Source organism: Microbacterium sp. (genome assembly GCF_047607225.1).
Taxonomy (GTDB): Bacteria; Actinomycetota; Actinomycetes; order Actinomycetales; family Microbacteriaceae; genus Microbacterium.
In genome coordinates, this window is the sequence record NZ_JASGDO010000044.1 from 91998 (window position 1) to 117030 (window position 25033).

Genomic DNA, 25033 nt, shown 5'->3' on the forward strand with positions numbered 1-25033 from the left:
TCAGTCTCCGTTCGTCACGTCTGCGGCGCGTCGCGCATTGCGGCGATCGAGTTCGCCGCCCTTGATCGTCGCATACGCGTACAGGCCACCGAAAACCAGCGCGACGATCCCGAGGGCCGGCACCAGGATCGCCCCGAGCGCGACGATGAGCTGCAATCCCCAGCCGACCACGATCCCCCAGGAGTGGCGCACCCAGCGGCCGGCGAGGATCATCACGACGGCGAGCACCGAGCCGGCCACGATCCCCCACCAGTCAGGGATCCCCGCGGGGAGGACGCCCAGGCCGAACACGACGAGCCCTCCGAGGAAAACGATCACCGATTCGAAGCCGAGGACCACGGAGGCCAGTGACTCGCGAGCCCCGCGCGGGCGCCGCGGACGAGGTGATTCGGCGGTCGTCATCCGCGCCACCCGTCCTTCCAGTCCTCGTCGGCGGCGAGCTGGAGGGCCTCGCCGGCCAGCACGACGCTTCCGGCGATGACGACGGCGCGTCGGTCTGACGCCGCGGCCCACTCCCGGGCCGCGTCGGCCGCATCCGCCAGCGCGGGATGCACGGTGACGGGAACCCCCGTGGCCTCGACGATGTCCGCAAGGGCGTCGGGATCGGCGGCGCGGTCCGAGTCGGGAGCGGTCGCGAAGACCCGCGCCGCGGCAGGGGCCAGCGTCGTCACGATCCCGGCCGCGTCCTTGTCCCCGAGGATCCCCAGCACGACGCCCCACTCGTCGAAGTCGAACGACTCGCTGAGGGCGGCCACGAGCGACCGGGCCCCGTGCGGGTTGTGCGCGGCGTCGACGAGGACGGTCGGAGCCACCCCCAGAAGCTGGAGCCGTCCGGGCGAGGTCACCTGGGCGAGACCCTCGGTGAGGACCTCGGACGCGATGGGCTGCGTGCCGTCACCGATCAACGACTCCACGGCGGCGATGGCGAGGGCGGCGTTGCGCCCCTGATGCGCGCCGTAGAGAGGGAGATAGAGCTCGTCATACACCGCCGCGCGCCCGCGCACGGACAGCTGCTGCCCGCCGACGGCGAGGTGCTGCGCCTCCAGGCCGAAGGCCTCGCCTTCCACCGCGAGTGTCCCCCCGGCCGCGCGACTTGCCTCGTCGATGACCGAGCGCGCGTCGGGCTGCTGGACGGCGGAGACGACGGCGGCCCCGGGCTTGATGATTCCCGCCTTCACGGTCGCGATCTCCCGAACGGTCTCTCCCAGACGGTCCGCGTGGTCGATGTCGATGGGGGCGATGACGGCTACGTCTCCGTCGGCCGTGTTCGTCGAGTCCCATGCGCCGCCCATGCCCACCTCGATCACGGCGACGTCGACGGGAGCGTCGGCGAAGACGACGAATGCGAGCACCGTGAGCAGCTCGAAGTAGGTGAGCGGTGCATCACCGGCAGCGGCGAGCTCTGCATCCACGAGGTCGACGAACGGCCCGATCTCCTCCCAGGCGTCCGCGACCGCCGCGTCGTCGGCAGGCTCGCCGTCGACCATGATGCGTTCGGTGAACCGTTCGAGATGCGGACTCGTGAACAGGCCGGTACGCAGGCCGTGGGCCCGCACGATGCTCTCGATGATCCGGCTCGTCGAGGTCTTCCCGTTGGTGCCCGTCACATGGACGACCCGATACGTCCGCTGCGGATCGTCGAGCAGCTCGAGCACGCGGCGCGTGCGATCGACCCGAGGCTGCACCCAGCGCTCCCCCTGGCGCGTGAGCAATGCGGTGTAGACCGCATCGGCACGATCCTTGTCGTTCATGCCGGCCCTCCGATCTTCGTCACGGCGATGGTGAACTCCCCGGCGTTCGCGAAGTCGCCCGCGGCGACCGTCACGACGTGGTCGGCATCCACGGTCATTCCCGAGGCCAGCACGGAGCCGTCGCCGATCAGCACGTCACCGTCGGGACCGACGACGGCATAGTCGATCGCGAGGGTCTCGGCAGCGACCTGCGCGGCCTCGAACGCATCGGCGACGGCCCGGGCGTCCGTCTGGTCAGTGAACAGCAGCTGCAGTCGGATGCGGTCGCTCACATCGAAGCCGGCCGCCTTGCGCGAGTCCTGCACGCCACGGATCACATCGCGGGCGAGCCCTTCCGCTTCCAGTTCCGGCGTCGTGACGGTGTCGAGCAGCACGAAACCGCCCGGGCGCTCGGCGCTTCCTTCCAGGAGCGCGATCGCCGTACCCTCCTGGACGCCGCCCGCCTCGAGGGTCAGCTCGTACTCGCCCTCTTCCAGAGCAACGCCGTCGACGACGACCGTGCCGTCCTCGACCGTCCAGATTCCGGCGCGTGCCCCGGCGATCACGTGCTGGACCTGCTTGCCCAGACGGGGCCCGGCGGCGCGCGCGTTCACGGCGAGGCGCTGGCTGATGCCGTAGCTCTCGCCGAGGCCGTCCACCAGCTCGACCAGCCTCACCTCCTTGACGTTGAGCTCGTCTCGGAGGATGTCCTCGAACTGCGCCAGCGCGTCGGCGCTGCGCACCGCGACCGTCAGCGAGGACAGCGGCAGACGCACGCGCTTGCCTTCCTTCTTGCGGAGCCCGTTGGCGACCGAGGAGACCTCGCGGACGGCGTCCATCGCGGTGCGGATGTCCTCCGCCGCAGGGAAGGCGTCGGGATCCGGCCAATCGGCCAGGTGCACACTGCGTTCTCCGGTGAGGCCCTGCCAGACCTTCTCCGCCACCAGCGGGATGAGAGGCGCAGCGACGCGCGTCACGGTCTCGAGGACCGTGTACAGCGTGTCGAACGCCTCTGTCGAGGCCGCGTCGGAATCGTCGACCCCCACCCAGAAGCGGTCTCGCGAACGCCGGATGAACCAGTTGGTGAGGGCTTCGCCGAACTCCCTCAGCGTGGCGGCCGCCATCGTCGAGTCGAGCGCCTCGAGGTGTCCCGCGACGTCCCGCACGAGATCGCCCGTGAGCGCGAGGATGTACCGGTCGAGCACATGGGTCGAGTCGGTGCGCCATCGGGCCGTGTAGCCGTCTCCCTCGGGGCCGCCGGCCGCGTTCGCGTAGGTGGCGAAGAAGTACCACGCGTTCCACAACGGCAACAGGAACTCTCGGACGCCCGCGCGGATCCCCTCCTCGGTGACCACGAGGTTTCCGCCCCTCAGCACGGAGGAGCTCATCAAGAACCACCGCATCGCGTCGGATCCGTCGCGGTCGAACACCTCGCTGACGTCCGGATAGTTGCGCAGGGACTTCGACATCTTCTGGCCATCGCTGCCGAGAACGATGCCGTGACAGGCCACACCCGCGAAGGCGGGTCGGTCGAACAGCGCACCCGACAGGACGTGCATGACGTAGAACCAGCCGCGGGTCTGGCCGATGTACTCGACGATGAAATCCGCGGGAGCGTGCGAGTCGAACCACTCGCGGTTCTCGAACGGATAGTGGACCTGCGCGTAGGGCATGGAGCCCGAGTCGAACCACACGTCGAAGACGTCCTCGATCCGGCGCATGGTGCTCCGCCCCGTCGGGTCGTCCGGGTTCGGGCGGGTCAGACCGTCGATGTAGGGACGGTGGAGGTCGACCTCGCCCGCCTCGTTGGTCGGCAGTCGTCCGAAGTCCCGCTCGAGGTCGGCAAGAGAGCCGTACACATCCACCCGGGGGTAGGCCGGGTCGTCGCTCTTCCACACCGGGATGGGCGATCCCCAATACCGGTTGCGGCTGATCGACCAGTCGCGCGCTCCCTCGAGCCACTTCCCGAACTGTCCGTGCTTGACGTTCTCGGGCGCCCAGGTGATCTGCTCGTTGAGCTCGACGAGGCGGTCCTTGATCGCGGTCACCCGCACGAACCAGCTCGACACCGCCTTGTAGATGAGAGGGTTGCGGCAGCGCCAGCAGTGCGGGTACGAGTGCTCGTAGCTCGCCTCGCGGAGGAGGCGCCCTTCCGCGCGCAACAGCCGGATGAGCGGACGGTTGGCCTCCATCCAGAGCTGTCCGGCAACGTCGGTGACCTGCGGAAGGAAACGCCCCCCGTCGTCGAGGCTCATGATGAGCGGGATGCCCGCGGCCTCGGTGACGCGCTGGTCATCCTCGCCGTACGCGGGGGCCTGATGCACGATGCCGGTGCCGTCGCTCGTGGTGACGTAGTCGTCCACGAGCACTCGCCACGCGTTCTGCGTGCCCCACGTCTCGGTGTCGGCGTAATAGTCGAAGAGCCTGTCGTACTGGACGTCGGCGAGCTCTTCCCCGCGGAGTGTCCGCTCGACGGCGGCGTGAGCCTCCTCCGCCGACCCGTAACCGAGGTCCTTCGCATAGCCGCCGAGCAGCTCTTCCGCCAGCAGGTAGCGATGGGAGGCGCCCTCGGCGCGGTCCTCGTGCACGTCGGCGGCGCCGGCCGGCCCGCCGGGTACGACCACGTAGGCGATGTCCGGGCCGACCGCAACGGCGAAGTTCGTCGGCAGCGTCCACGGGGTGGTCGTCCACGCCAGGGCACGGACGCCCGTGAGACCGAGGCTCTCCGCCTTCGCGCCGACGAGAGGGAAGGTCACGGTGACGGAGGGATCCTGACGCATCTTGTAGACGTCGTCGTCCATGCGCAGTTCGTGATTGGACAGCGGAGTCTCGTCGCGCCAGCAGTACGGCAAGACGCGGTGGCCCTCGTAGGCCATCCCCTTGTCCCACAGCTGCGCAAAGGCCCACAGCACCGACTCCATGTAGCCCGTGTCGAGGGTCTTGTATCCCCGTTCGAAGTCGACCCAGCGGGCCTGGCGGGTGACGTAGTCCTCCCACTCGCGGGTGTACTCGAGAACGGAGGACTTCGCCTTCGCGTTGAATGCCGCGATCCCCATCTCCTCGATCTGACTCTTCTCGGTGATCCCGAGCTGCTTCATCGCCTCGAGTTCGGCGGGGAGCCCGTGCGTGTCCCACCCGAAGACGCGGTCGACCTTCTTGCCCCGCATCGTCTGGAAGCGCGGGAAGAGGTCCTTCGCATAGCCGGTGAGCAGATGGCCGTAGTGGGGCAGGCCGTTCGCGAACGGTGGCCCGTCGTAGAACACCCACTCCGGAGCGCCCTCGCGGCGAGCGATCGAGGCGCGGAACGTGTCGTCTTTGCGCCAGAAATCGAGGATCTCGGCCTCGATGTCCGGGAAGCGGGGGGTGGGGACGACGGCAGCCGGCCCGAAGGCGGCACCGGTCGTGGCTGTGTCGGCCGACGGACGTCGTGGGTAGGTCATGTCACTCCAGCAGGTTGCGTCGCTTCCTGCGAGGACGACCCGTGGGTGTGACGGGCCGCGGTACCACCCCGCGTTGCCCACATCGGTGGGCCTCTCTCACCGCGGCTGTCACGGGCCTGACCCGCTCGGTTCTAGTGACCACCGGGGTGGCGTTCTTCCGAGAGCTCCCCGGTGATGGCCGGTTCACAGCTGATCCGACCATCATACGCGGCGGATAGGGTCGCAGGATGGCAGCACGCTCTTCCGCCCCCGCTCCCCCGCGCACCGTCGTTCCCGATCTTCCGAGCGTCTTGGAGCCTGTGGATGACATCGGACGACACGCCGACATCTCGGGGGCCCGGATCAATGGCCTGACGGGCGAGGTCGACGCCGCGCACGCGCGGATCGTGGAATGCGAATGGGCCGAGTCGATGCTCGCTCGCCTCGATCTTCGTGGTTCCGTGCTCACCGACGTCGTGTGGCGTGAGCCCCGGATCACCGAGGTGGTCGCCCGTGAGGCCCGGTGGCGCGACGTCGAGGTGATCGGTGGACGCCTCGGCGCGCTCGACCTGGTGCGCGCGGAACTGACCGGCGTCGTGCTGCGCGGGCTGAGGATCGACTACCTCTCGCTGGCCTCGGCCACGGTCACCGACCTCCGTCTCATCGACTGCCGGATCGGCACACTCGATCTTCCCGAAGCACAGCTGCAGCGTGTCGCTTTCGAGGCCTGCGTGGCCGACGAGGTCGACTGTCGCGGCATGCGCACATCCGACGTCGATCTCCGGGGCCTGGAGGCGTTGGCGTTCACGGACTACGCCGCGCTTCGTGGTGTCGCCCTGGACGTGGAGCAGGCCCGCGCCCACGCCGTCGCCCTCGCGGCCACGCTCGGCATACGGGTTCTCGACTGAGCCGCGCGGGTGCTGTCAGCGTCCGATCCCGAACATCCCACGTCGAAGGATCGCGCGCCGGACACGCGACGGAAGGCGATCCCAGACGGCACGCAGCCACGCCGGTCTCGCCGTGCGCACACGCGTGATCCACCGGGGAGGTTCGGCGGTTCCGGTGCGCACGCGGCCGCGGCGGTCGATCGAGTAGAGCGTGCGAGACGGCACTCCCCCCAGCTGGATGGAGAACGGCTTTCGCGTCGGCGCATCTCCGCGGATCTCCAGCCCCGAGGGGCCGACCGTCGCACGGCACGAGCCCACCACCCGCCCCGAGCGCGTCACGAGGCGGCCCGCGATGTCCACGTCGCCGTGCACCTCCACGTGAGGAAGTGCGAGGACGAAGCCGTGGCCATGCGAGCCGGGAACGGCGCGCGGCGGCTGCGGAGCCTCATCGACCGCCGTCATGACCTGCTCACCGACGTCGATGGCGAGGTTGCCGGCCTGACTTCGGTAGGCGACCGCGAGACGACCGGCGACGACCGCCCAACGATGATCCGAGAACGCCGCCTTGACCGGCCGCACCACGCGTGTGCGCATGAACGTGGAACGCAGGTGCGCATCCCAGACCGAGTCATGCAGTCGTCCGTCCTCGGACATCCGCCACTGCACGCGGATCGTGTCGGTCATCAGCGGATCGATGCCGCCCGTGATGGAGGGTGCGGTGCCTCGCGCCCACGCCCAATCGACCTTCTGCGAACGAGAGCGACGCTCCAGCGACCATCCGGTCTCCGGGAGGAGATCGGTCACATCGTCGCTCAGTCCCGCCGCCGTCGCGAAGTCGGAGATCTCGGGGGCCAGCTCGAGGACGACGCGACCGTCGCGATAACGCACGGCACTGCCCGTCTGCGTCTCCGACCGCCACTCGACCTCGACGGAGAAGTCCATTCCCTCGCGCGTCCAGATCGGTTCGCGAACGGTCGGCGCCACCCGTAGGCGCGGCATCGTCGCCTCGTGGATCGGCACCAGATCGAAGCGGCCGGCACGCAGAAGTGCCACTTTGATGCGCCGCCAGGGGTCGAGATGCACGTCGGCATCGCGGCTGACCCGTGGGAGCAAGTCCGTCACGAACGCGCGGATCCGCTCCTGGTCCGCGTCGCTCCGCGGCGAGCCGCTGAAGAGCGTCAGCACCCGCATGTGGAGTTGATAGGCGAGGAACCGCGGGTACAGCTCGGCGAAGCGCGGCTGTCGGAGGTCGTTTTCGATCCAGGTGAAGACCCGGGATACAGCGTCGAGGTACTCGCCCAGGTCGTCGTGGAAGGACGCGCTGGTCGTCGCGGTCGGTGTGCGGTTCCACAGGTAGTACGGGGTCTCCACCATCAGGGAGACGACCTCCGCTCGGGCGTGCGCCGCGATGTCGAAAGCGATGTCCTCCCAGATCTGGCGACCACCCTCCGGGAAACGCACGTCCTTGTCCCGCAAGAACTGAGTGCGGAAGAACTTATGTGGGTTCATCGGCAGGAGCGGGTGGGTATCCGTCCAGTCGATCGCGTTCTCCACGTCGTGATCGACGTCGCGCATCGCCCACCCCGGCGTGTTGCTCTTGGACTCCTTGCCGTCCACGACGTCCGCGCCCGTGCGTGTCGCCAAGTCGTAGGCCGCGCGCAGAGCGTCCGGATAGAGGCGGTCGTCATGATCGATGAACGCGATGAACTCGCCGCGTGCCTCATCGATGCCGTGATTACGCGGCCGCGAGGGCCATCCAGACGGGGGCAGCTCGAACACCCGATAGTTCGGGCGGGTCGCCGCGAAAGCCCGGAGCCGCTTCGCGGTGTCGTCGGGTGAACCATCGTCGATCAGCAGGACCTCGATGTCCTCCTGCGGCATGGTCTGACGGTCCACACTCGCGACGAGCTCGTCGAGATGGTGGCTGGAACGGTAGGTCGGGACGACGACGGTGACCTTGGGCACCGCGCCAGGCTATCGGGCCAGGCACCGATCAGCGTCCGCGGCACGGCGGCTAGAATCGATCGGAAACCCACATTCAGGCACGCTGACACAGTGCCGCACATACCGTTCGAGGAGAGACCCATGCCGCAGATTCCCGACAAGCCCGCGCTGGAAGGCCTCGAGCAGAAGTGGGATGCCGAGTGGTCCACACAGGGCACCTATCTCTTCGACCGCGAAGCCGCCAAGGCCGTGGGTCGCTCCGGCGTGTTCTCGGTCGACACCCCGCCGCCGACCGCGTCGGGCTCGCTGCACATCGGTCACGTCTTCAGTTACACCCACACCGACGTGAAGGTCCGCTTCGAGCGGATGCGCGGCAAGACGGTCTTCTATCCGATGGGGTGGGACGACAACGGCCTACCGACCGAACGCCGGGTTCAGAACTACTACGGGGTCCGCTGCGATCCGTCCCTCCCCTACGACGCCGACTTCACGCCGCCCTTCGCCGGAGACGCCAAGAGCCTCAAGCCGGCAGACCAGGTGCCGATCAGCCGCCGGAACTTCATCGAGCTGTGTGAAGAGCTGACCCTCCAGGACGAGAAGCTGTTCGAAGACCTCTTCCGCCAGCTCGGTCTCTCGGTCGATTGGACCCAGACCTACCGGACCATCTCCGACGACACGATCCGCACCAGCCAGCTGGCGTTCCTCCGCAACCTGGAACGGGGCGAGGCCTATCAGGCGCTCGCACCCACCCTGTGGGACATCGACTTCCGCTCGGCCATCGCTCAGGCGGAGCTCGAAGATCGCGAACAGCAGGCCGCGTATCACCGCATCGCCTTCCACAAGACCGACGGCTCCGGCCACATCCACATCGAGACCACGCGACCCGAGCTGCTCGCCGCGTGCGTCGCGCTGGTCGCCAACCCCGACGACGAACGCTATCAGCCCGTCTTCGGCACGACGGTGCGCACGCCCGTGTTCGACGTCGAGGTGCCCGTCCTCGCCCATCCCTTGGCGCAGAAGGACAAGGGATCGGGGATCGCGATGATCTGCACGTTCGGCGATGTCACCGACATCATCTGGTGGCGCGAACTCGACCTCCCCAACCGCACGATCCTCGGCAAGGACGGGCGCGTGCTCCCCGATGCTCCCGAGGTGATCGTCTCGGAGAAGGGCAGAGCCGCCTACGCCGAACTGGCGGGCAAGACCGTGTTCAGTGCCAAGAAGCGCATGGTCGAACTGCTCGAGGAATCGGGCGAGCTCCTCCAGGTGTCGGCGCCGTTCGCGCACCCCGTGAAGTTCTATGAGAAGGGCGACCGCCCGCTGGAGATCGTCTCGACGAGGCAGTGGTATCTGCGCAACGGCGCCCGTGACGCCGACTTCCGCGCGCGACTCATCGAGCTCGGCCGTGAAATGGGCTGGCACCCGGATTTCATGCGCGTGCGCTACGAGAACTGGACCAACGGGCTGACGGGTGACTGGCTCGTCTCACGGCAGCGGTTCTTCGGCGTGCCGATCCCCGTGTGGTACGGCCTGGACGAGAACGGGGAGCGCGACTACACACGGGTGATCACGCCCGATCTCGGCCAGCTGCCTGTCGACCCCACGATCGACGCACCTGCAGGCTACGACGAGTCGCAGCGCGGTGTCCCGGGCGGATTCGATGCCGAGAGGGACATCTTCGACACCTGGGCGACGTCGTCCCTGACCCCGCAGCTCGCGGGAGGCTGGCAGCGCGACGACGAGCTCTGGTCGCTCGTGGCGCCGTTCGACGTGCGCCCCCAGGGCCAGGACATCATCCGCACCTGGCTGTTCTCGACCATGGTCCGCTCGGCCCTGGAAGACGGACGTGCGCCGTGGTCCGACGCCGCGATCTCCGGTTTCATCGTCGACCCCGACCGCAAGAAGATGTCGAAGTCGAAGGGGAACGTCGTCACACCGGCTGACATCCTCTCCTCGCACGGCACCGACGCGGTGCGCTACTGGGCGGCGTCGAGCAGGCTGGGGGCGGACGCGGCGTTCGATCCGCAGAACCCCACTCAGGTGAAGATCGGCCGCCGGCTGGCGATCAAGGTGCTCAACGCCGCAAAGTTCGTCCTCTCCTTCCCCGTGCCCGAAGGGGCGCGCATCACGCACGACCTCGATGCATCGATGCTCGCCACGCTCGACCGGGTCGTTCGCGACGCGACCCGCGCGTACGAGGAGTTCGACCACGCGCGTGCGCTCGAACTTACCGAGGCCTTCTTCTGGACGTTCTGCGACGACTACCTCGAGCTCGTCAAGGAGCGCGCCTATGACCAGACGGATGCGGGGCAACCCTCCGCGGCGCTGGCCCTGCGACTCGCTCTCTCGACTCTCCTTCGCCTGCTCGCACCGGTCCTGTCCTTCGCCGCGGAGGAGGCGTGGTCCTGGTTCGAAGACGGATCGATCCACACCGCCGCGTGGCCGGTCCCGCTCGAGATCGAGGGGGACCCTGCGGTCCTGCGGATCGTCGGGGAAGCGCTCATCGGAGTGCGGCGCGCCAAGACCGAGGCCAAGGCCTCGCAGAAGACGCCCGTCGACACGATCACCCTGGCCGGGCCGGATGAGGTGCTCGCCGCTCTGCGGGCCGCCGAAGGCGATCTGAAGGCCGTTGGCCGCATCACCGAGGTCTCGTATCAGAGCGCCGAGGAGCTCGCCGTGAGCGGTGTCGTCCTGGCCCCGGCGGAGGGCTGACATGCGACTGGGAACGCGCTGGCTCAGCGGTGATCCGGTTCCTGCGGCCGTGCCGAGCGAGCTTCGCGCTCAGATCGCGGCGGTCGACACGGCGATCGCCCGGGACCTCCTCGGTCAGCCGCGGCCGTCCTGGACGCTGACCTTCTTGGAGAACCGACCCGTCGCCGAGCTCGACACCGGAGTGCTCGTCGAGCTCACCTCATCGGGCGAGGTCGTCGTGCGGCACGACGTCGACGACGACTTCGCCTGACGCGTCGCCGGAGGCCGAGTCCGCCTCCGCGCCCGCTCGACGGGTGCCGCCGACGACGAGCGGGAGGGCGAGGAGCGACACCACGACCACGACCGCTCCGCCGATCCAGAAGGGAAGTCGCAGGTCGACGCGGCCCACCATGCCTCCGAGGAGCGTGGCGACGGGAAACAGGCCCCAGGTCACGGTTCGGATGACACCGAGAACGCGCCCGAAGATCTCCTGAGGGACGATCTGCTGCCGAAGGCTCCCCCACGGCACATTCCACACCGAGACTGCCGCGGCCGAGACCGCGAACACGGCCACGGCAATCCACGCCGTCGGGGCGAGACCGGTCAGCACCAGGGTGACGCCGGTCGTGATCATGGCGACCGCCATCACCGGACCCCGTCCGAAACGACTGACGAGGCGGGCGGCCACGAGAGACCCGACGAGGGCGCCGGCTCCGATGCCCGCCGTGACGAAGCCGACGGCCACGAGCGGAACGTCAAGGGTGTCGAGGAAGAAGAGGATGAGCACGGCCTGCGCGAACGCCAGCGAGGAACCGATCACGGACGTGAACACGACCATCGCGCGCAGATACCGGTGGCGCCACAGGTAGCGCAAGGCTTCGCGCGTCGTGATCGGCGTGGGGGCGAGCACACCCGTCAGCGGTTCCACGACGACCCCCGCCGCCAGATCCCCATCATCGCGCGCGGCCGGCCCCGGTCGATCGCGCAACGGGCGTGCCGCCGAGAGAGGCAGGAAGAGCGCGAGGGCGATCGGGATCACGTAGCCGGCGCCGCCCACCCAGAGAGGTAGTGCCAACGCAGCGGCGAAGAGGACTCCGGCGATCGGTGTCGCGATGAAGCTGTCGATCGTCACCTGGGCGGCCTGCATCCAGCCGTTGGCTCGGTCGAGCTGCTCGCGCCGCACGACACCGGGGATCACTGCGTTCGTGGCGTTGTCGAACAGCGTCTCGCCCAGTCCGAAGACGACGGTCGCGACGAACAGCGCCCACAACGAGAGCTGACCGGTGACCGCGAGGACGGCGAGCCACACTGCCACACCACCACGGAGGGCGTTGGCGATGGCCATGATGACGCGCCGGTCGTAACGGTCGACGATCATTCCGGCGGGGAGTCCGAAGACGAGCCACGGAAGGAACGCCAGAGCGCCGATCACCGAGATCAGCAGCGGATCCCGAGTGAGGGTGGTGGCGGCCAGGGGAACGGCGGTGCGTCCCAGGCCATCGGCGAGGTTGCTGAACGCGGCTGCGGTCCAGAGCTTTCGAAAGTCGCCGCCCAGGGGCAGGCGGCCGGTGGTGGATGAATCGCGCATGTCAGTTGCTCTCGGGAGGGAGGGGAAAGAGGTCGACGCGGAGGGAGAAGGGAACGACACCCTCGCCTTCCTGATCGCGGTAGCGGTCGCTGGCATCGTTGAGCACCGCCATGAGCGTCTCAGCGAGTTCGCGCGCCTGCTCTTCGGTCACGCGGATCGTCGTGCTGGAGATCACCGCCGCGGCGTCGTAGAGGTCTTCCGGGGTCTTGATGCTGTCGCCGACGTACCGCAGGAGCTGCTGATGGCGGCGGTTGAGGAACTCGCTCATGATGACCTGGGTCGCCGCTCGACCGGAGGGGGTCTTCATGACTGCGGGGTTGGTGAAGGAGACCGAGCCCTTCGGCCGCTCCCACCACCGCTCGCGCGAGGATCCTCGGCCCGTGACCTCACGGATGAGGTCGTGCTTGGCGAGCGCCCGCAGGTGGTAGCTCGTCGCCCCCGACGACTCCCCCGTCAACTGTGCGAGCGAGCTGGCCGTCTGCGGACCGAACTGGGACAGGATGTCGTACATCCGTACGCGCAAGGGATGTGCGAGCGCCCGCAGGGCGCCGGCGTCGAGCACGCGCTCGGGACTGGGGATCTCGGCGGGTTCCGTCATGAATGCAAAGATACCTTTGCAAGTAGTATTTTGCAAAGAGATCTTTGTCGACGGCGACAGAGTCGCCCCGCCTAGGCTGGAGACATGACGGATGCCTCCTTGTCCAACCCCCTGCTTTCCCTCACCTCCGCGCTGCCGTTCGGCCTGCCGGACTACCGCACCATCCGTCCCGAGCACTTCCTGCCGGCCTTCGAGCACGCGTTCGCCGAACATCGGCGAGAGATCGAGGCGATCACGCGGGTGCGATCGATGCCTACTTTCGAGAACACGATGGTTCCGCTGGAACGCTCGGGTGCACTGCTCAGCCGCATCGCGCGGACGTTCTACACGGTGTCGTCCGCCGACGCCACGCCGGAGATCCAGGCCATCGATGAGGCCCTGGCCCCGCTGATGGCGGCGCACCACGACGCCATCCAGCTCGACCCCTCCCTCTTCTGGCGCATCCGCACCCTTCATGACCAGCTCGAGAGCCTGGAGCTCGACGACGAGTCCCGGTACCTCGTGGAACGCCACTTCCGGGAGATGTCGCACGCGGGCGCCGGGTTGGACGAGGAGCAGAAGGCCCGCCTCACCACGCTCAATCAGCGGCTGTCGGTGCTGACCACGACTTTCGAGAAGAACCTGCTGGCCGACACCAACGAGCTCGCGGTCGTCTTCGACGAGGCCGGCGAACTGGACGGGCTGACCACGGGAGAGCTCTCCGCGGCTGCCCGTGCCGCGACGGAGCGAGGACTCGAGGGTAAGTACGTGGTCACGCTGACGCTCTTCACGGGGCACCCGTACCTGTCCACCCTCACCCGGCGGACGAGCCGCGAGCGCATCATGACGGCGTCTCGATCGCGAGGATCCCGCGGCAATGCCAACGACAACCGCGACGTGCTTCGTGAGATCGTGCGTCTGCGCGCCGAACGCGCCGCCCTGCTGGGATTCGACAGCCACGCCGCGTACGTGACGAGCGATGAGACGGCGGGCACTCCCGGCGCCGTACACGAGATGCTGCGACGCCTCGCGCTCCCCGCCGCCGCGAACGCGCGCGAGGAGCAGCGTGCGCTGCAGGAGATCATCGACGCGAGCGACGCGCCGTTCCCGCTGGAGCCCCATGACTGGGCGTTCTACACCGAACGCGTTCGCGCCGCTCGATTCGACCTCGACCAGACGGCTCTCCGTCCGTGGTTCGAGGCAGAGCGTGTGCTCGTCGACGGCGTCTTCCGCGCCGCGACGGCGCTGTACGGCGTGACGTTCACGGAGCGCCCCGACATCCCGGGATACCACCCCGACGTGCGCGTGTTCGAGGTGATCGAGGAGGACGGCACGGGGCTCGGCCTCTACCTCCTGGATCTCTACACGCGCGACACCAAACGCGGCGGGGCGTGGATGAACTCCATCGTCACTCAGTCACGGTTGGAGGGCACCTCCCCCATCGTCGTCAACAACCTCAACGTTCCCCAGCCCGCGGTGGGTGAGCCGACGCTCTTGACGCTCGACGAGGTCACGACGCTGTTCCACGAGTTCGGGCATGCGCTGCACGGGCTGTTCGCTACGGTGACCTACCCCCACTTCGCCGGGACGAACGTCCGGCGTGACTTCGTGGAGTTCCCCAGCCAGGTGAACGAGATGTGGATCCTGTGGCCCGAGATCCTTGCGGCGTATGCGACGCACGTCGACACCGGCGAACCGCTGAGCGACGAGGTGGTCGCCGGGTTGCACGCCTCCGAACGCTTCAATCAGGGATTCGCGACGAGTGAGTACCTCGCGGCCTCGTGGATCGACCAGGCGTGGCACTCGCTCGATGTCGCCTCCGCTGCGGAGGGCATCGACGTCGCGGAGTTCGAAGCCCGGGCGCTCGCGGAGATCGGCCTCGACAATCCGGCGGTGCCGACTCGGTACTCGTCGACCTACTTCGCCCACGTCTTCTCGGGTGGCTACAGCGCGGGCTACTACTCCTACATCTGGAGCGAGGTGCTCGACGCCGACACGGTCGACTGGTTCCGTGAGAACGGCGGTCTCAGCCGCGCGAACGGGGAACGGTTCCGGCGTCGGCTGCTCGGGGTCGGCGGCGCCAAAGATCCGCTGGAGGCCTACCGGGACTTCCGCGGTCGTGACGCGCGCATCGAACCCCTGTTGGCCCGCCGCGGGTTGGACGCAACGCTCGACGCCTGACCGCGCGTCAGCCCGACCTCTCCACGCGGTACACCACGCGCGCGAACTGGCCCGCTGCGGTCGCGGACACGAGCCGCAGGGAGGAGGCCTCGACGCGTCGCGGGAGCAGCGGAGCGCCACCGGTCAACAGCACGGGCGCGAACGACACGGCGATCTCGTCGAGCTCTCCGGCATCGAGAAACTGACCCGCCAGGTCGCCCCCGCCAACCACCCAGATGTCGCCCTCTCCCGCCGCGTCGCGGATCGCGGGCATGGCCTCCCCGACATCGCCCGAGACGAACCGCACGTCGGCGCCCTCGGGGACAGGCAGGGAACGGCGAGTGAAGACGAACGTCGGCCGCTCTCCGTGAAACTCCAGCCAGCGGTCGGGGTGCGTCAACAGGTCGGACTCCCGGAGGAGCCATTCGTAGGTCGTGGACCCTTCGACCAGCACGCTCGCGTTCTGCGGCAGCAGCGACGCATCCGGCTCCGTTCCGCCGTCGACGTCGAAGAGCCATTGGAGGGAGTTGTGCTCGTCGGCGATCCAGCCGTTGAGCGACGAAGCGGTATCGAAGAGGACGCGAGCCATCCCCTCACCCTAGGAAGCACGTCCGACATCGCTCCACGGGCGAGTTCTAATCAGGAAACGGGGGTCAGGCGCTCTTGCGCTTCTGGCGCAGCACGAGTGTCGGCGGAGCGCCCTCGTTCACTGCTGCGCGAGTGACGATGACCTTGTCGACGTCTTCGGTGGACGGGATCTCGAACATGATCGGCCCCAAGACGTCCTCCAGAATGGCCCGCAGACCGCGGGCGCCCGTCTTTCGAGCCACGGCAAGATCGGCGATGGCGCGGAGGGCGTCGTCTTCGAACTCCAACTGCACACCGTCGAGCTCGAACATGCGCTGATACTGCTTCACGAAGGCGTTCTTGGGGCCCGTGAGGATCTCGATGAGTGCCTTCTGATCGAGCGGCGACACCGACGTGACGACCGGGAGGCGACCGATGAACTCGGGGATGAGTCCGAACTTGTGGAGGTCTTCGGGCTGCACCTCGCTGAACAGGTCGAGGTCCTTGTCCTTCTCATGCAGTGGGGCTCCGAACCCCACCCCGTGCTTGCCCACCCGCGAGGAGATGATCTCCTCCAGCCCGGCGAAGGCGCCGGCGACGATGAAGAGCACGTTCGTCGTGTCGATCTGGATGAACTCCTGGTGCGGGTGCTTGCGTCCGCCCTGCGGCGGCACGGAGGCGACCGTTCCTTCGAGGATCTTCAGGAGCGCTTGCTGGACACCTTCGCCGGAGACGTCGCGCGTGATCGAGGGGTTCTCCGCCTTTCGGGCGATCTTGTCGACCTCGTCGATGTAGATGATGCCCGTCTCCGCGCGCTTCACATCGAAGTCGGCAGCCTGCAGGAGCTTCAGCAGGATGTTCTCGACGTCTTCTCCGACGTACCCGGCTTCGGTGAGCGCCGTGGCGTCGGCGACGGCGAACGGCACATTGAGGCGCTTCGCGAGCGTCTGTGCAAGGTAGGTCTTTCCGCAGCCCGTGGGACCGAGCAACAGGATGTTGCTCTTGGCGATCTCGACCTCGTCGGCGCGCTGCTCTGCGGGCTGGAGGGTCCCGTGGGCGCGCACGCGCTTGTAGTGGTTGTAGACGGCGACGGCGAGGGCACGCTTGGCGGGATCCTGGCCGACGACGTACTCCTCCAGGAACGAGAAGATCTCACGCGGCTTGGGGAGGTCGAACTCGGCGACGGCGCCGTCGGTCGATTCCGCCATGCGCTCTTCGATGATCTCGTTGCACAGCTCGACGCATTCGTCACAGATGTAGACGCCGGGTCCGGCGATGAGCTGCTGGACCTGCTTCTGACTCTTGCCGCAGAAGGAGCATTTGAACAGATCGGCGCTCTCACCGATTCGTGCCATGATCAACCTCCTGTGCCCCGACCGGCCGCCCGAGTCGCGGTGCTTATCATCCAGGCAATTCCCAGAACCTGTTCGAGCCTAACCTCTGGCAGAGACATGAAGGCGGATTGAGACGGGTCTGTCACCCGGGGCTCGCTCGGTGGCACGACGAAGGGCCCCAACGACGTGTCGGGGCCCTTCGTGCGCTGTGCGCGTTACGCCGTGATCGCCGCGGGCGTGCGCTTGCGAGAGGTGAGCACCTGGTCGACGATGCCGTACTCGAGCGCCTCGGCCGCCGAGAGGATCTTGTCGCGGTCGATGTCCTTGTTGACCTCGGCCTGCGTCTTCTTCGTGTGACGCGCCATGGTCTCCTCGAGCCACGTGCGCATCCGCAGGATCTCAGCCGCCTGGATCTCGATGTCCGATGCCTGGCCGTGACCGGCCTCGCCGACGGCGGGCTGGTGCATGAGGATGCGGGCGTTGGGAAGCGCGAGGCGCTTGCCGGGAGCGCCGGCGGCCAGCAGAACCGACGCGGCGGAGGCCGCCTGGCCGAGCACGACGGTCTGGATCTCCGGCGAGACGTACTGCATGGTGTCGTAGATCGCCGTCATCGCCGTGAACGAGCCGCCGGGCGAGTTGATGTACATGATGATGTCGCGGTCGGGATCCTGCGACTCCAGCACCAGCAGCTGGGCCATGACGTCGTCGGCCGACGCGTCATCGACCTGCACGCCGAGGAAGATGACGCGATCCTCGAACAGCTTGTTGTAGGGGTCCTGACGCTTGTAGCCGTACGCGGTGCGCTCCTCGAACTGAGGAAGGATGTAGCGGCTGGACGGCATCTGCATGCCCTGCGGCAGGCCGAAGGTGGGGGTGTTCATTCTGTGGTTCCTCCGGTCTCAGTTCTCGGTGCCGCCGCCGCCGACCACGTCGGTCGCCGATTCGCGGATGTGGTCGACGAAGCCGTATTCCAGTGCCTCCTCGGCGCTGAACCAGCGGTCGCGGTCGCCGTCGGCGTTGATCTGCTCGACGCTCTTGCCCGTCTGGGCGGCCGTGATCTCTGCGAGACGCTTCTTCATGTCGAGGATGAGCTGGGCCTGCGTCTGGATGTCGCTCGCGGTTCCGCCGAAACCGCCGTGCGGCTGGTGCAGCAGCACGCGCGCGTTGGGCGTGATGTATCGCTTGCCCTTCGTGCCCGCCGTCAGGAGCAACTGCCCCATCGAGGCGGCCATACCGATGCCCACGGTGACGATGTCGTTCGGCACGAACTGCATCGTGTCGTAGATCGCCATTCCGGCGGTGATCGAGCCACCGGGAGAGTTGATGTACAGGTAGATGTCCTTCTCGCTGTCTTCGGCGGCGAGGAGGAGGATCTTGGCGCAGATCTCGTTCGCGTTCTCGTCACGCACCTCCGACCCGAGCCAGATGATGCGATCCTTCAGCAGCCTGTCGAAGACGCTGGTCGCGAGAAGTGGTTCAGCCATGAATGCTCCTGATTCCGGGTGGTCCGTTCGTCATCGAATCTATCGGCGCGTCCGGGGTGACCCGCCCGTGTTCGCCGTCGGCATAGTGCCGCCTCGCGACGGCTCCGCGGCGCGGGTGGGCGCCGCGGCCGGAGATGACGGTGGGGTCGGGCGCCGAAGCACCCGACCCCACCGATCGATCACGCGGACTTACTCGCTGTCGGCCTTCTTCGCGGCCGACTTCTTCGCGGGCGCCTTCTTCGCAGGAGCAGCGTCGGCGTCGTCTGACTTGGCGGGCGCCTTCTTGGCGGGAGCCTTCTTGGCTGCAGGCTTCTTCGCAGGCTTCTCCTCGGCGACCTCGGCAGCGTCGGCGACCTGAGCCTCCTCGCCCTCGGACGACTCCTCGTCCTCGACCGCGATGAAGCCGGTGAGGTCGACGGCCTTCCCGTTCGTGTCCACGACCTTGACCTTGCCGAGCGCGATCGCGAGCGCCTTGTTGCGGGCGACCTCGCCGACCATGAGCGGCAGCTGGCCGTTCTGCTGCAAGGCGTCGACGAACTCCTGGGGAGCCATGCCGTACTGCGCCGCGGACTGGATGAGGTACTGCGTCAGCTCGTCCTGCGACACCTGAACGTTGCTGGACTCGGCGAGCTTGTCGAGGATCATCTGGGTACGGAACTGCTTCTGGCTGGCCTCAGTGACCTCGGCACGGTGCTCGTCGTCTTCCAAGCGACCCTCGCCCTCGAGGTGCTGGTGCACCTCGTCCTCGACGAGCTGAGCCGGAACCGGGATGTCGACCTTCTCGATGAGAGCGTCGACGAGCTTGTCGCGCGCGGCGGCACCCTGGACGTACACCGACTGCTCGGAAAGGCGCGTGGCGATGCTCTCGCGCAGCTCCGCGATCGTGTCGAACTCGCTCGCGATCTGAGCGAAGTCGTCGTCGGCGTCGGCGAGCTCGCGCTCCTTGACCGACGTGACGGTCACGGCCACCTCGGCCTCTTCGCCGGCGTGGTCGCCGCCCACGAGCGTGGAGCGGAACGTCGTCTCCTCACCTGCGGTGAGCGACTCGACGGCCTCGTCGATGCCCTCGAGGAGCTCACCGGAGCCGACCTCGTAGGACACACCCTGAGCGCGGTCGATCTCCGTGCCGTCGATCGTGGCAACGAGGTCGAGCTCGACGAAGTCGCCCTTCGAGGCCGGACGGTCCACCGTCACGAGCGTGCCGAAGCGGCCGCGCAGACGGTCGAGCTCGGCTTCGACGGCGGCGTCATCGGTCTCGACGGCGTCGACCTCGACGGTGATGTCGTCGAACGAGGGAAGCTCGAACTCGGGGCGGACGTCCACCTCGACCTCGACCTTGAGGTCACCCGAGAAGTCCTTGTCGCTCGGCCACTCGATGATCTCGGCGGACGGGCGGCCCACGATGCGCACCTCGTTGGCGTTGACGGCCTCGCGGTAGAAGCCGTCGAGTCCTTCACTCACCGCGTGCTCGATGACGGCACCGCGACCGACGCGCTGGTCGATGATCGGGGCGGGAACCTTGCCCTTGCGGAAGCCGGGGATCTGCACGTCCTGAGCAATGTGCTCGTAGGCGTGAGCGATGCTCGGCTTGAGCTCGTCGGGGGTGACCGTGATGTGCAGCTTCACCCGCGTCGGGCTGAGCTTCTCTACGGTGCTGGTGACCATGCCTGTTCGTTCTCCTCGTGTCCGGCCGCGCACACGGGCGCAGCCGCTGGTGGTCTCTGGGTCTGTGGGCCGTGGTCGGGGCGACAGGATTTGAACCTGCGGCCTCCCGCTCCCAAAGCGGGCGCTCTACCAAGCTGAGCTACGCCCCGGGGCGCCGACGATCTCGTGCGTTCACACGGCCGTGTCGAGTCTAGCCGACGAAGCCCTGTACACTGTTCGAGTTGCCGTTCGCACGGCTCCGGGGATGTAGCTCAATGGTAGAGCCTCAGTCTTCCAAACTGATGGTGCGGGTTCGATTCCCGTCATCCCCTCCACACCAAGTTCCATACTCCCGACTGGTCTCTTGGCTCAGCGGTCATCTGCCTCCCAAGGAGGCGTGACCCGGCCGTGGCCAATAGGGTCACCCTGGTCGCAGGCCACGCCTCCCCGTATAACAATCGGGAGGCCAACATGGCGAAGCAACGAGGGAACGGTTCAGTCAGCATCAGTCCGTACAAGGACGGCTGGCGGTTGAAGTGGAAGATGCCGGACGGCAGTCGCAAGTCCAAGGTGATCGGAAAGATGTCCGAGACGGCTGCACTCAGGCAGCTCAACGAGATCATCATCGACGTGGCCCGCGGCGACTACCTGGGAACGTCCACCGCTGAGGGAACCGAGATCATGATCTCGGGAGCGTCCGCCGCTGACGCGCCCCTGTTCACGACGGCGACCGGCAAGCGCTGGGCCGCATCCGAGGCGTTCCGAACCGTGCAGCGCCTCGCCCTCGCGGCTGGCATCGACGGCAGGGTGTCGCCGCACTCGCTCCGCCACACGCACGCAACGCTCGCCCTCGACGCGGGCGCGACCCTCCACGACTTGCAGGACAGCATGGGGCACGCTGACCCCCGCACGACGCGCCCGCTATGACCGGGCGCGCGGGCGGCTGGAGCGCAGCAGCGCCTACACAGTGGCCGCAGCGCTCATCTGATTTAGTGCTCGACTGCGCTCACAGATCGCCCCGCAAGAGTTCCGCCCCGCGATCCTCGACGGCCTGGATACGCGCTCGCACGTCCCGATAGTGAGCGAACGCATCCCGCATGACGCTTTGTTCGGGGATCTTCCCTCGCGTCTCCTTGCCTTCCTTCAACAATGCCGCCATCGGCCCGCCGTCATTGATGGAGTCCAGCGCCTCTTTGAGTCGGTCACGCAAGGGTTGATCCTGAACGATTAGCCGAAGCTCTCCCGATGCTCGCGTGAACCGCAGGGCGTCCTCACGCATCTTCCTGCCCGAATCGGTGTCGGGCCACTCCAGCCAGAAGCTCTGATCCCCGGCGCTCGTGTAGTAGACCGGCACCATCGTGTCGTGCGCCCCCGTCCAGTCGTCCGCCGCGTTGACGAACTCGGCGACGAGTCGCCGGACCTCAGACCGTCGATGCTCTCGCCGCTCGATCTCTGACTCCCGCTCGGTGTGGGCGCGAATCGCCGCAGCCTCCGTTGCGTTGCTGTCGCGAACGGCCTTGGACTCTCTCCTAGCGTGCCGATTCGTCAGCCAGACCGTGAGAACCGCCGTCAGAATGCTGACGAGACCGGTCACTAGAGCGACGCCCACCGTGTCGGAGATCAGGGGCGCGGGCGGCGGCTGGGTGACGACGGCAAGTAGGTGCACGTCATTGAGCATCGCAGTTGTGCGATCATCTGGCCATGACACCGAAGCGGGGACGCAAGCGTAAGGCGTGGGTGATCGTGCTCGACAGTGCGAACCCGCTCGCGCACTCTGATGTCTACGCGGGCGTCGATGCAGAACAACCTCTGGCCGTTCTACCCCCGCGCACGTCCGTGGATAAGGTGCTCGCCGTCGTGGATGCATTCGTGCAAGCGTTCATCTGGCGTGACGCCGACGACCGGACGCGATTTCTCACGCCCGTGAATCCTCGAAAGCCAGAAACGGCCTATGGTCGGGCTGAGCGACACAGCTGGGGACAGCAAGTCATGGGCGGCGTGAACCCCTATATTGAGGCGTTCCAGGTGGACGACCTCCAGGTAGTCACCGACCCTGAGACTGGGGCGTCAAGGTTTGAGTACACTCGCAGGCCCGTGCAGAGACCGTCATTCTTGGATCGCGGAGACGACTGAGCGCCTCCAGTAAGACGCTCGTCTCCGAGATCACGCCGTGACGGTCGCGCCGCGTCCGCGCACAAGGAGCGGGATCGCGCGCACGTAGACGACCATTCCCACCAACTCGACCAGCGTCTGAGTTACGACGACGACGGCGGCGAGCGCGAGGCTCTCAGGGAGCGCCAGCGCGAGTGGGAGCACGACAAGCGAGTTGCGCGTCGCCCCCGAGAAGATGAGTGCCCGCGCGCTCGGCACGTCCTGCCGGAACAGCCGGGCTGTGCCCCAGCCGATGAACGGCATGACGATGAGGAATGCGACGTAGAGCGGGATCACGGCCACGAGGAGGCCGAACTCTGACCTCACGGCCTCGATCTGTGAGGCGACGACGACGGCGAGCGTCAGCATCATGACGGGCACCATGGCCGTTTCCATCGCCCGCTCGACGGCGCGCGCGAGTGCAAACCGTCGGGCCAAGAGCTGAGTCAGGATCGCGAGCGTGAGGGGAAGCACGATGAGCACGAGGAATGCGTCAATGAATGGGGCAACGTCGATGATCTCGACCAGCTCGGGACCGACGAACACGAGCAAGTAGACCGGCAGGAGCGCGAGCTGTAGGAGCATGAGCAACGGGGCCGCGGCGAGGAGGCGACTCGACGCGCCGCCAGCGAGCCGTGAGAACACGATCACGTAGTCAATGCATGGCGTCAGGAGAACGAGGAAGACGCCGACCAGCAACGCTTGTTCCCCCGCGACAAAGCGACTCAGTACCCACACGACCACGGGCACGAGAACGAAGTTGAGCACAAGCACGGCCCCGAGGAACCGAGCGTCTTTCAGCGCCTTGCCGATCTCCGGGAACGGCACCGCGAGGAACGTCGCGTAGAGAAGAACGATGAGGACGGGATTGATCGCTAGCTCGAATCCGTGCGCCGCACTCGGAAACGCCAGACCGACCGCCGCCCCGACTGCAAGCGCACCGAGGTAGAGCAGAATCTGCCAACGTTCCATCCATGCGATCACCCGATCAGCCTATGGAGTCACTGTGTCGCCGAGATTTCATCGCCTCCTAGGACGGCGCTCGTCTGATTCGCGGCGAGCGCCCGCAGCCGGGCATGCAGCGTTGATTCGGCGATGCCGAACCTTGCGGCGATGCGTCGCATCGTCATGCCCTCGCTCCGTAGCTCGTGGAAGCGCTGCACATCATCGGCACTCATGACCGTGGGCCGCTTCAATCGGGCCGCATCGTCGGCGATCTCGACACAGTAGGTCGGATCGAGACGAATCGCAGCGACCGCCTCAGCGATCACGCCCGACGCCTCCACCCGGTCGATTGCGGCGAGCGTCTCAGGGGTCACGACGGCCAGCGTAGTCGGCGCAGTGACAGTGTGGCCGTGATCCAGCGCGCGCCGACAACCCGATGCTGCCGGTCGAGGTCGTCTGAGGCGGATTGAACGCCGCCGTGGCCAATTCGTGGCCAATAGCGCGCCTTCTATTGGCCACGTAACGGTAGGCGTCAAGTCGGCAGACGCCCGCTAATTCATGAAATAGCTCGGGTCGGGGCCACGGAAGCAGGGTGATTCCTCAGTCTTCCAAACTGATGGTGCGGGTTCGATTCCCGTCATCCCCTCCACACACTCTCCCTCTGCACGCGGTCGCGCGTCCGCGGGGCTACACCGGGCGCGCTGCGGCATGCGTCGCGGAGTGGGCGCGGTAGACGTCGGCGTTGCGCAGCAGCGCGTCGCGCTCCTCATCGGTCAACGAACGGCGCACCTTCGCAGGCACTCCGGCCACGAGTGAGCCGTCCGGAATCTCTGAACCTTCGAGGACGACCGCTCCCCCGGCCACGAGGCACCCGCGACCGATGCGGGCGCCCGAGAGGATCACGCTCCCCATGCCGATGAGCGAGCCGTCGCCGATCGAGCACCCGTGCACGACGGCGTTGTGCCCGACCGAGACGTTCTCGCCGATGACGACCGGCGAGCCCGCATCGACATGCACCGCGACGTTGTCCTGCAGATTGCTGCCCGCGCCCACCGTGATCGATGCGCTGTCGCCACGCAGCACGGCGTTGTACCAGACGCTGCTGCCCTCGTGGAGGGTGACAGCACCGATCAGTCTCGAGCCGGCGGCCACGAAGGCAGACGGATGGAGGACGGGAGCGCTGTCGGCAAGGGCGAGGATCGAGGCGTCGTCGGCGATCGTCATGCCCCGAGGCTACACAGCGCGTACTCCGCCACGTCACGACGGGCGCGGAAACACGGGGTAAGACGAGCCTTCTCTTGGTTGCGGAATGCCTGGCGCCGAGTAGCGTTTCCTCTAGTGCAGGGCGTATCCCTGCCGATACGGAGGGTGAGAGATGACCAAGACGCAGACCATTCCCGCGACCATCACCGACTCGGAGGCCGCCGCGAGCACCGCTCAGCTGTTGACCCCCGTCGTGCTGGGGCTCCAGGCCCTCGCCGTCAACGGCAAGCAGGCGCACTGGAACGTGCGTGGCGCGAACTTCATCGCCATCCACGAGCTCCTCGACACGCTCGTCGCCAACGCCCAGGGCTTCGCGGATCTCGCCGCCGAGCGGATCGTCGCGCTCGGGCTTCCGATCGACGCGCGCGTGTCGGCTGTCGCCGAGAAGACGGCCACGGCGGTTCCGGCCGGCTTCGCCCAGTGGCAGGACGAGATCAAGGCTGTCATCGCCGACATGGACGCGGTCATCGCAGACGTGCAGGCCGCCATCGAGGGCCTCGACGAGACGGATCTCACGAGCCAGGACGTCGCCATCGCGATCAAGGCCGGTCTCGACAAGGACCGCTGGTTCCTCTTCGCGCACGTCGCGGAGTAAGACACGACGAAGGCCCCGGGAGCATCGCTTCCCGGGGCCTTCGTGCTGCCCGCC

General features: G+C 67.4%; 22 protein-coding genes and 2 tRNA genes. 8 read left to right on the forward strand and 16 right to left on the reverse strand.

Annotation, left to right across the window (positions count from 1 at the left end; genetic code table 11):
- The 3 genes from QM591_RS08485 to ileS are packed head-to-tail and all read right to left on the reverse strand — an operon-like array spanning position 1 to position 5170.
- Positions 1-402, reverse strand: a complete 402-nt coding sequence (locus QM591_RS08485; protein WP_415131537.1) for a DUF4233 domain-containing protein — start codon at positions 400-402, stop codon at positions 1-3.
- Entirely contained in the window at positions 399-1751 is a 1353-nt protein-coding gene (locus QM591_RS08490) for a bifunctional folylpolyglutamate synthase/dihydrofolate synthase (RefSeq protein ID WP_415131539.1), read from the reverse strand. Before QM591_RS08490 ends, QM591_RS08485 begins: the two co-directional genes overlap by 4 nt.
- A complete protein-coding gene (ileS, locus tag QM591_RS08495; protein ID WP_415131541.1) occupies positions 1748-5170 on the reverse strand; it encodes an isoleucine--tRNA ligase in 3423 nt (1140 codons plus the stop codon). The genes QM591_RS08490 and ileS overlap by 4 nt, the downstream gene beginning before the upstream one ends.
- A 227-nt stretch (positions 5171-5397) precedes the next feature.
- On the opposite strand from ileS, the gene QM591_RS08500 reads away from it, so the two are divergent.
- Complete coding sequence (locus QM591_RS08500; protein ID WP_415131543.1) at positions 5398-6057, forward strand: pentapeptide repeat-containing protein; 660 nt, start codon at positions 5398-5400, stop codon at positions 6055-6057.
- Between the two features lie 15 nt (positions 6058-6072).
- Here QM591_RS08500 and QM591_RS08505 read toward each other — a convergent pair whose 3' ends face one another.
- Positions 6073-8001 (reverse strand): glycosyltransferase, encoded by a 1929-nt coding sequence (locus QM591_RS08505; RefSeq protein WP_415131545.1) that lies wholly within the window; start codon positions 7999-8001, stop codon positions 6073-6075.
- Between the two features lie 120 nt (positions 8002-8121).
- On the opposite strand from QM591_RS08505, the gene valS reads away from it, so the two are divergent.
- Together valS and QM591_RS08515 are read left to right on the forward strand one after the other, a co-directional pair.
- A complete protein-coding gene (gene valS, locus QM591_RS08510) occupies positions 8122-10692 on the forward strand; it encodes a valine--tRNA ligase (protein WP_415131547.1) in 2571 nt (856 codons plus the stop codon).
- Position 10693: 1 nt separating this feature from the next.
- Complete coding sequence (locus tag QM591_RS08515; protein ID WP_415131549.1) at positions 10694-10942, forward strand: hypothetical protein; 249 nt, start codon at positions 10694-10696, stop codon at positions 10940-10942.
- On the opposite strand, the gene QM591_RS08520 is transcribed toward QM591_RS08515, so the two are convergent.
- Both QM591_RS08520 and QM591_RS08525 read right to left on the reverse strand, forming a co-directional pair.
- On the reverse strand, positions 10892-12259 hold the full coding sequence (locus tag QM591_RS08520; RefSeq protein ID WP_415131551.1) for an MFS transporter: 1368 nt from the start codon (positions 12257-12259) through the stop codon (positions 10892-10894). The genes QM591_RS08515 and QM591_RS08520 overlap by 51 nt on opposite strands.
- Position 12260: 1 nt before the next feature.
- Positions 12261-12857, reverse strand: a complete 597-nt coding sequence (locus tag QM591_RS08525) for a helix-turn-helix domain-containing protein (protein WP_415131553.1) — start codon at positions 12855-12857, stop codon at positions 12261-12263.
- A gap of 84 nt (positions 12858-12941) precedes the next feature.
- Between QM591_RS08525 and QM591_RS08530 the strand changes: the two genes are divergently transcribed.
- Positions 12942-15017, forward strand: coding sequence for a M3 family metallopeptidase (locus QM591_RS08530; protein WP_415131555.1), 2076 nt, complete (start codon positions 12942-12944; stop codon positions 15015-15017).
- Positions 15018-15024: 7 nt separating this feature from the next.
- Here QM591_RS08530 and QM591_RS08535 read toward each other — a convergent pair whose 3' ends face one another.
- The 6 genes from QM591_RS08535 to QM591_RS08560 form a co-directional block, all read right to left on the reverse strand.
- On the reverse strand, positions 15025-15585 hold the full coding sequence (locus QM591_RS08535) for a dihydrofolate reductase family protein (protein WP_415131557.1): 561 nt from the start codon (positions 15583-15585) through the stop codon (positions 15025-15027).
- A 64-nt stretch (positions 15586-15649) separates the two neighbouring features.
- Positions 15650-16918, reverse strand: coding sequence for an ATP-dependent Clp protease ATP-binding subunit ClpX (gene clpX, locus QM591_RS08540; RefSeq protein ID WP_415131559.1), 1269 nt, complete (start codon positions 16916-16918; stop codon positions 15650-15652).
- 194 nt (positions 16919-17112) lie between these two features.
- Positions 17113-17778, reverse strand: a complete 666-nt coding sequence (locus QM591_RS08545) for an ATP-dependent Clp protease proteolytic subunit (protein ID WP_415131561.1) — start codon at positions 17776-17778, stop codon at positions 17113-17115.
- Between the two features lie 18 nt (positions 17779-17796).
- Entirely contained in the window at positions 17797-18381 is a 585-nt protein-coding gene (locus QM591_RS08550) for an ATP-dependent Clp protease proteolytic subunit (protein WP_415131563.1), read from the reverse strand.
- 189 nt (positions 18382-18570) lie between these two features.
- Positions 18571-20046 carry a trigger factor gene (gene tig / locus QM591_RS08555; RefSeq protein ID WP_415131565.1) on the reverse strand — a complete coding sequence of 492 codons (1476 nt, stop codon included), beginning with the start codon at positions 20044-20046 and terminating at the stop codon, positions 18571-18573.
- A 72-nt stretch (positions 20047-20118) separates the two neighbouring features.
- Positions 20119-20195, reverse strand: a tRNA-Pro gene (locus tag QM591_RS08560).
- A 91-nt stretch (positions 20196-20286) separates the two neighbouring features.
- Here QM591_RS08560 and QM591_RS08565 point away from each other — a divergent pair.
- Together QM591_RS08565 and QM591_RS08570 are read left to right on the forward strand one after the other, a co-directional pair.
- Positions 20287-20360: transfer RNA gene (locus tag QM591_RS08565), tRNA-Gly, on the forward strand.
- Positions 20361-20496: 136 nt separating this feature from the next.
- Positions 20497-20952 carry a tyrosine-type recombinase/integrase gene (locus QM591_RS08570; protein WP_415131567.1) on the forward strand — a complete coding sequence of 152 codons (456 nt, stop codon included), beginning with the start codon at positions 20497-20499 and terminating at the stop codon, positions 20950-20952.
- Positions 20953-21031: 79 nt separating this feature from the next.
- On the opposite strand, the gene QM591_RS08575 is transcribed toward QM591_RS08570, so the two are convergent.
- Positions 21032-21691, reverse strand: a complete 660-nt coding sequence (locus QM591_RS08575; RefSeq protein WP_415131569.1) for a hypothetical protein — start codon at positions 21689-21691, stop codon at positions 21032-21034.
- Between the two features lie 71 nt (positions 21692-21762).
- Here QM591_RS08575 and QM591_RS08580 point away from each other — a divergent pair, with 71 nt between their 5' ends.
- The gene (locus QM591_RS08580) at positions 21763-22158 is read left to right on the forward strand and encodes a hypothetical protein (protein WP_415131571.1); all 396 of its coding nucleotides are present in this window, start codon (positions 21763-21765) and stop codon (positions 22156-22158) included.
- Positions 22159-22188: 30 nt separating this feature from the next.
- Here QM591_RS08580 and QM591_RS08585 read toward each other — a convergent pair whose 3' ends face one another.
- The 3 genes from QM591_RS08585 to QM591_RS08595 form a co-directional block, all read right to left on the reverse strand.
- Positions 22189-23148, reverse strand: coding sequence for an arsenic resistance protein (locus tag QM591_RS08585; RefSeq protein ID WP_415131763.1), 960 nt, complete (start codon positions 23146-23148; stop codon positions 22189-22191).
- Positions 23149-23177: 29 nt separating this feature from the next.
- Positions 23178-23495: a helix-turn-helix domain-containing protein gene (locus QM591_RS08590; protein ID WP_415131573.1), complete on the reverse strand. Its 318-nt coding sequence runs from the start codon at positions 23493-23495 to the stop codon at positions 23178-23180.
- 313 nt (positions 23496-23808) lie between these two features.
- Positions 23809-24345, reverse strand: coding sequence for a gamma carbonic anhydrase family protein (locus QM591_RS08595; RefSeq protein ID WP_415131575.1), 537 nt, complete (start codon positions 24343-24345; stop codon positions 23809-23811).
- Between the two features lie 151 nt (positions 24346-24496).
- Here QM591_RS08595 and QM591_RS08600 point away from each other — a divergent pair, with 151 nt between their 5' ends.
- Positions 24497-24979 carry a Dps family protein gene (locus QM591_RS08600; protein WP_415131577.1) on the forward strand — a complete coding sequence of 161 codons (483 nt, stop codon included), beginning with the start codon at positions 24497-24499 and terminating at the stop codon, positions 24977-24979.
- Positions 24980-25033 lie beyond the last annotated feature (54 nt).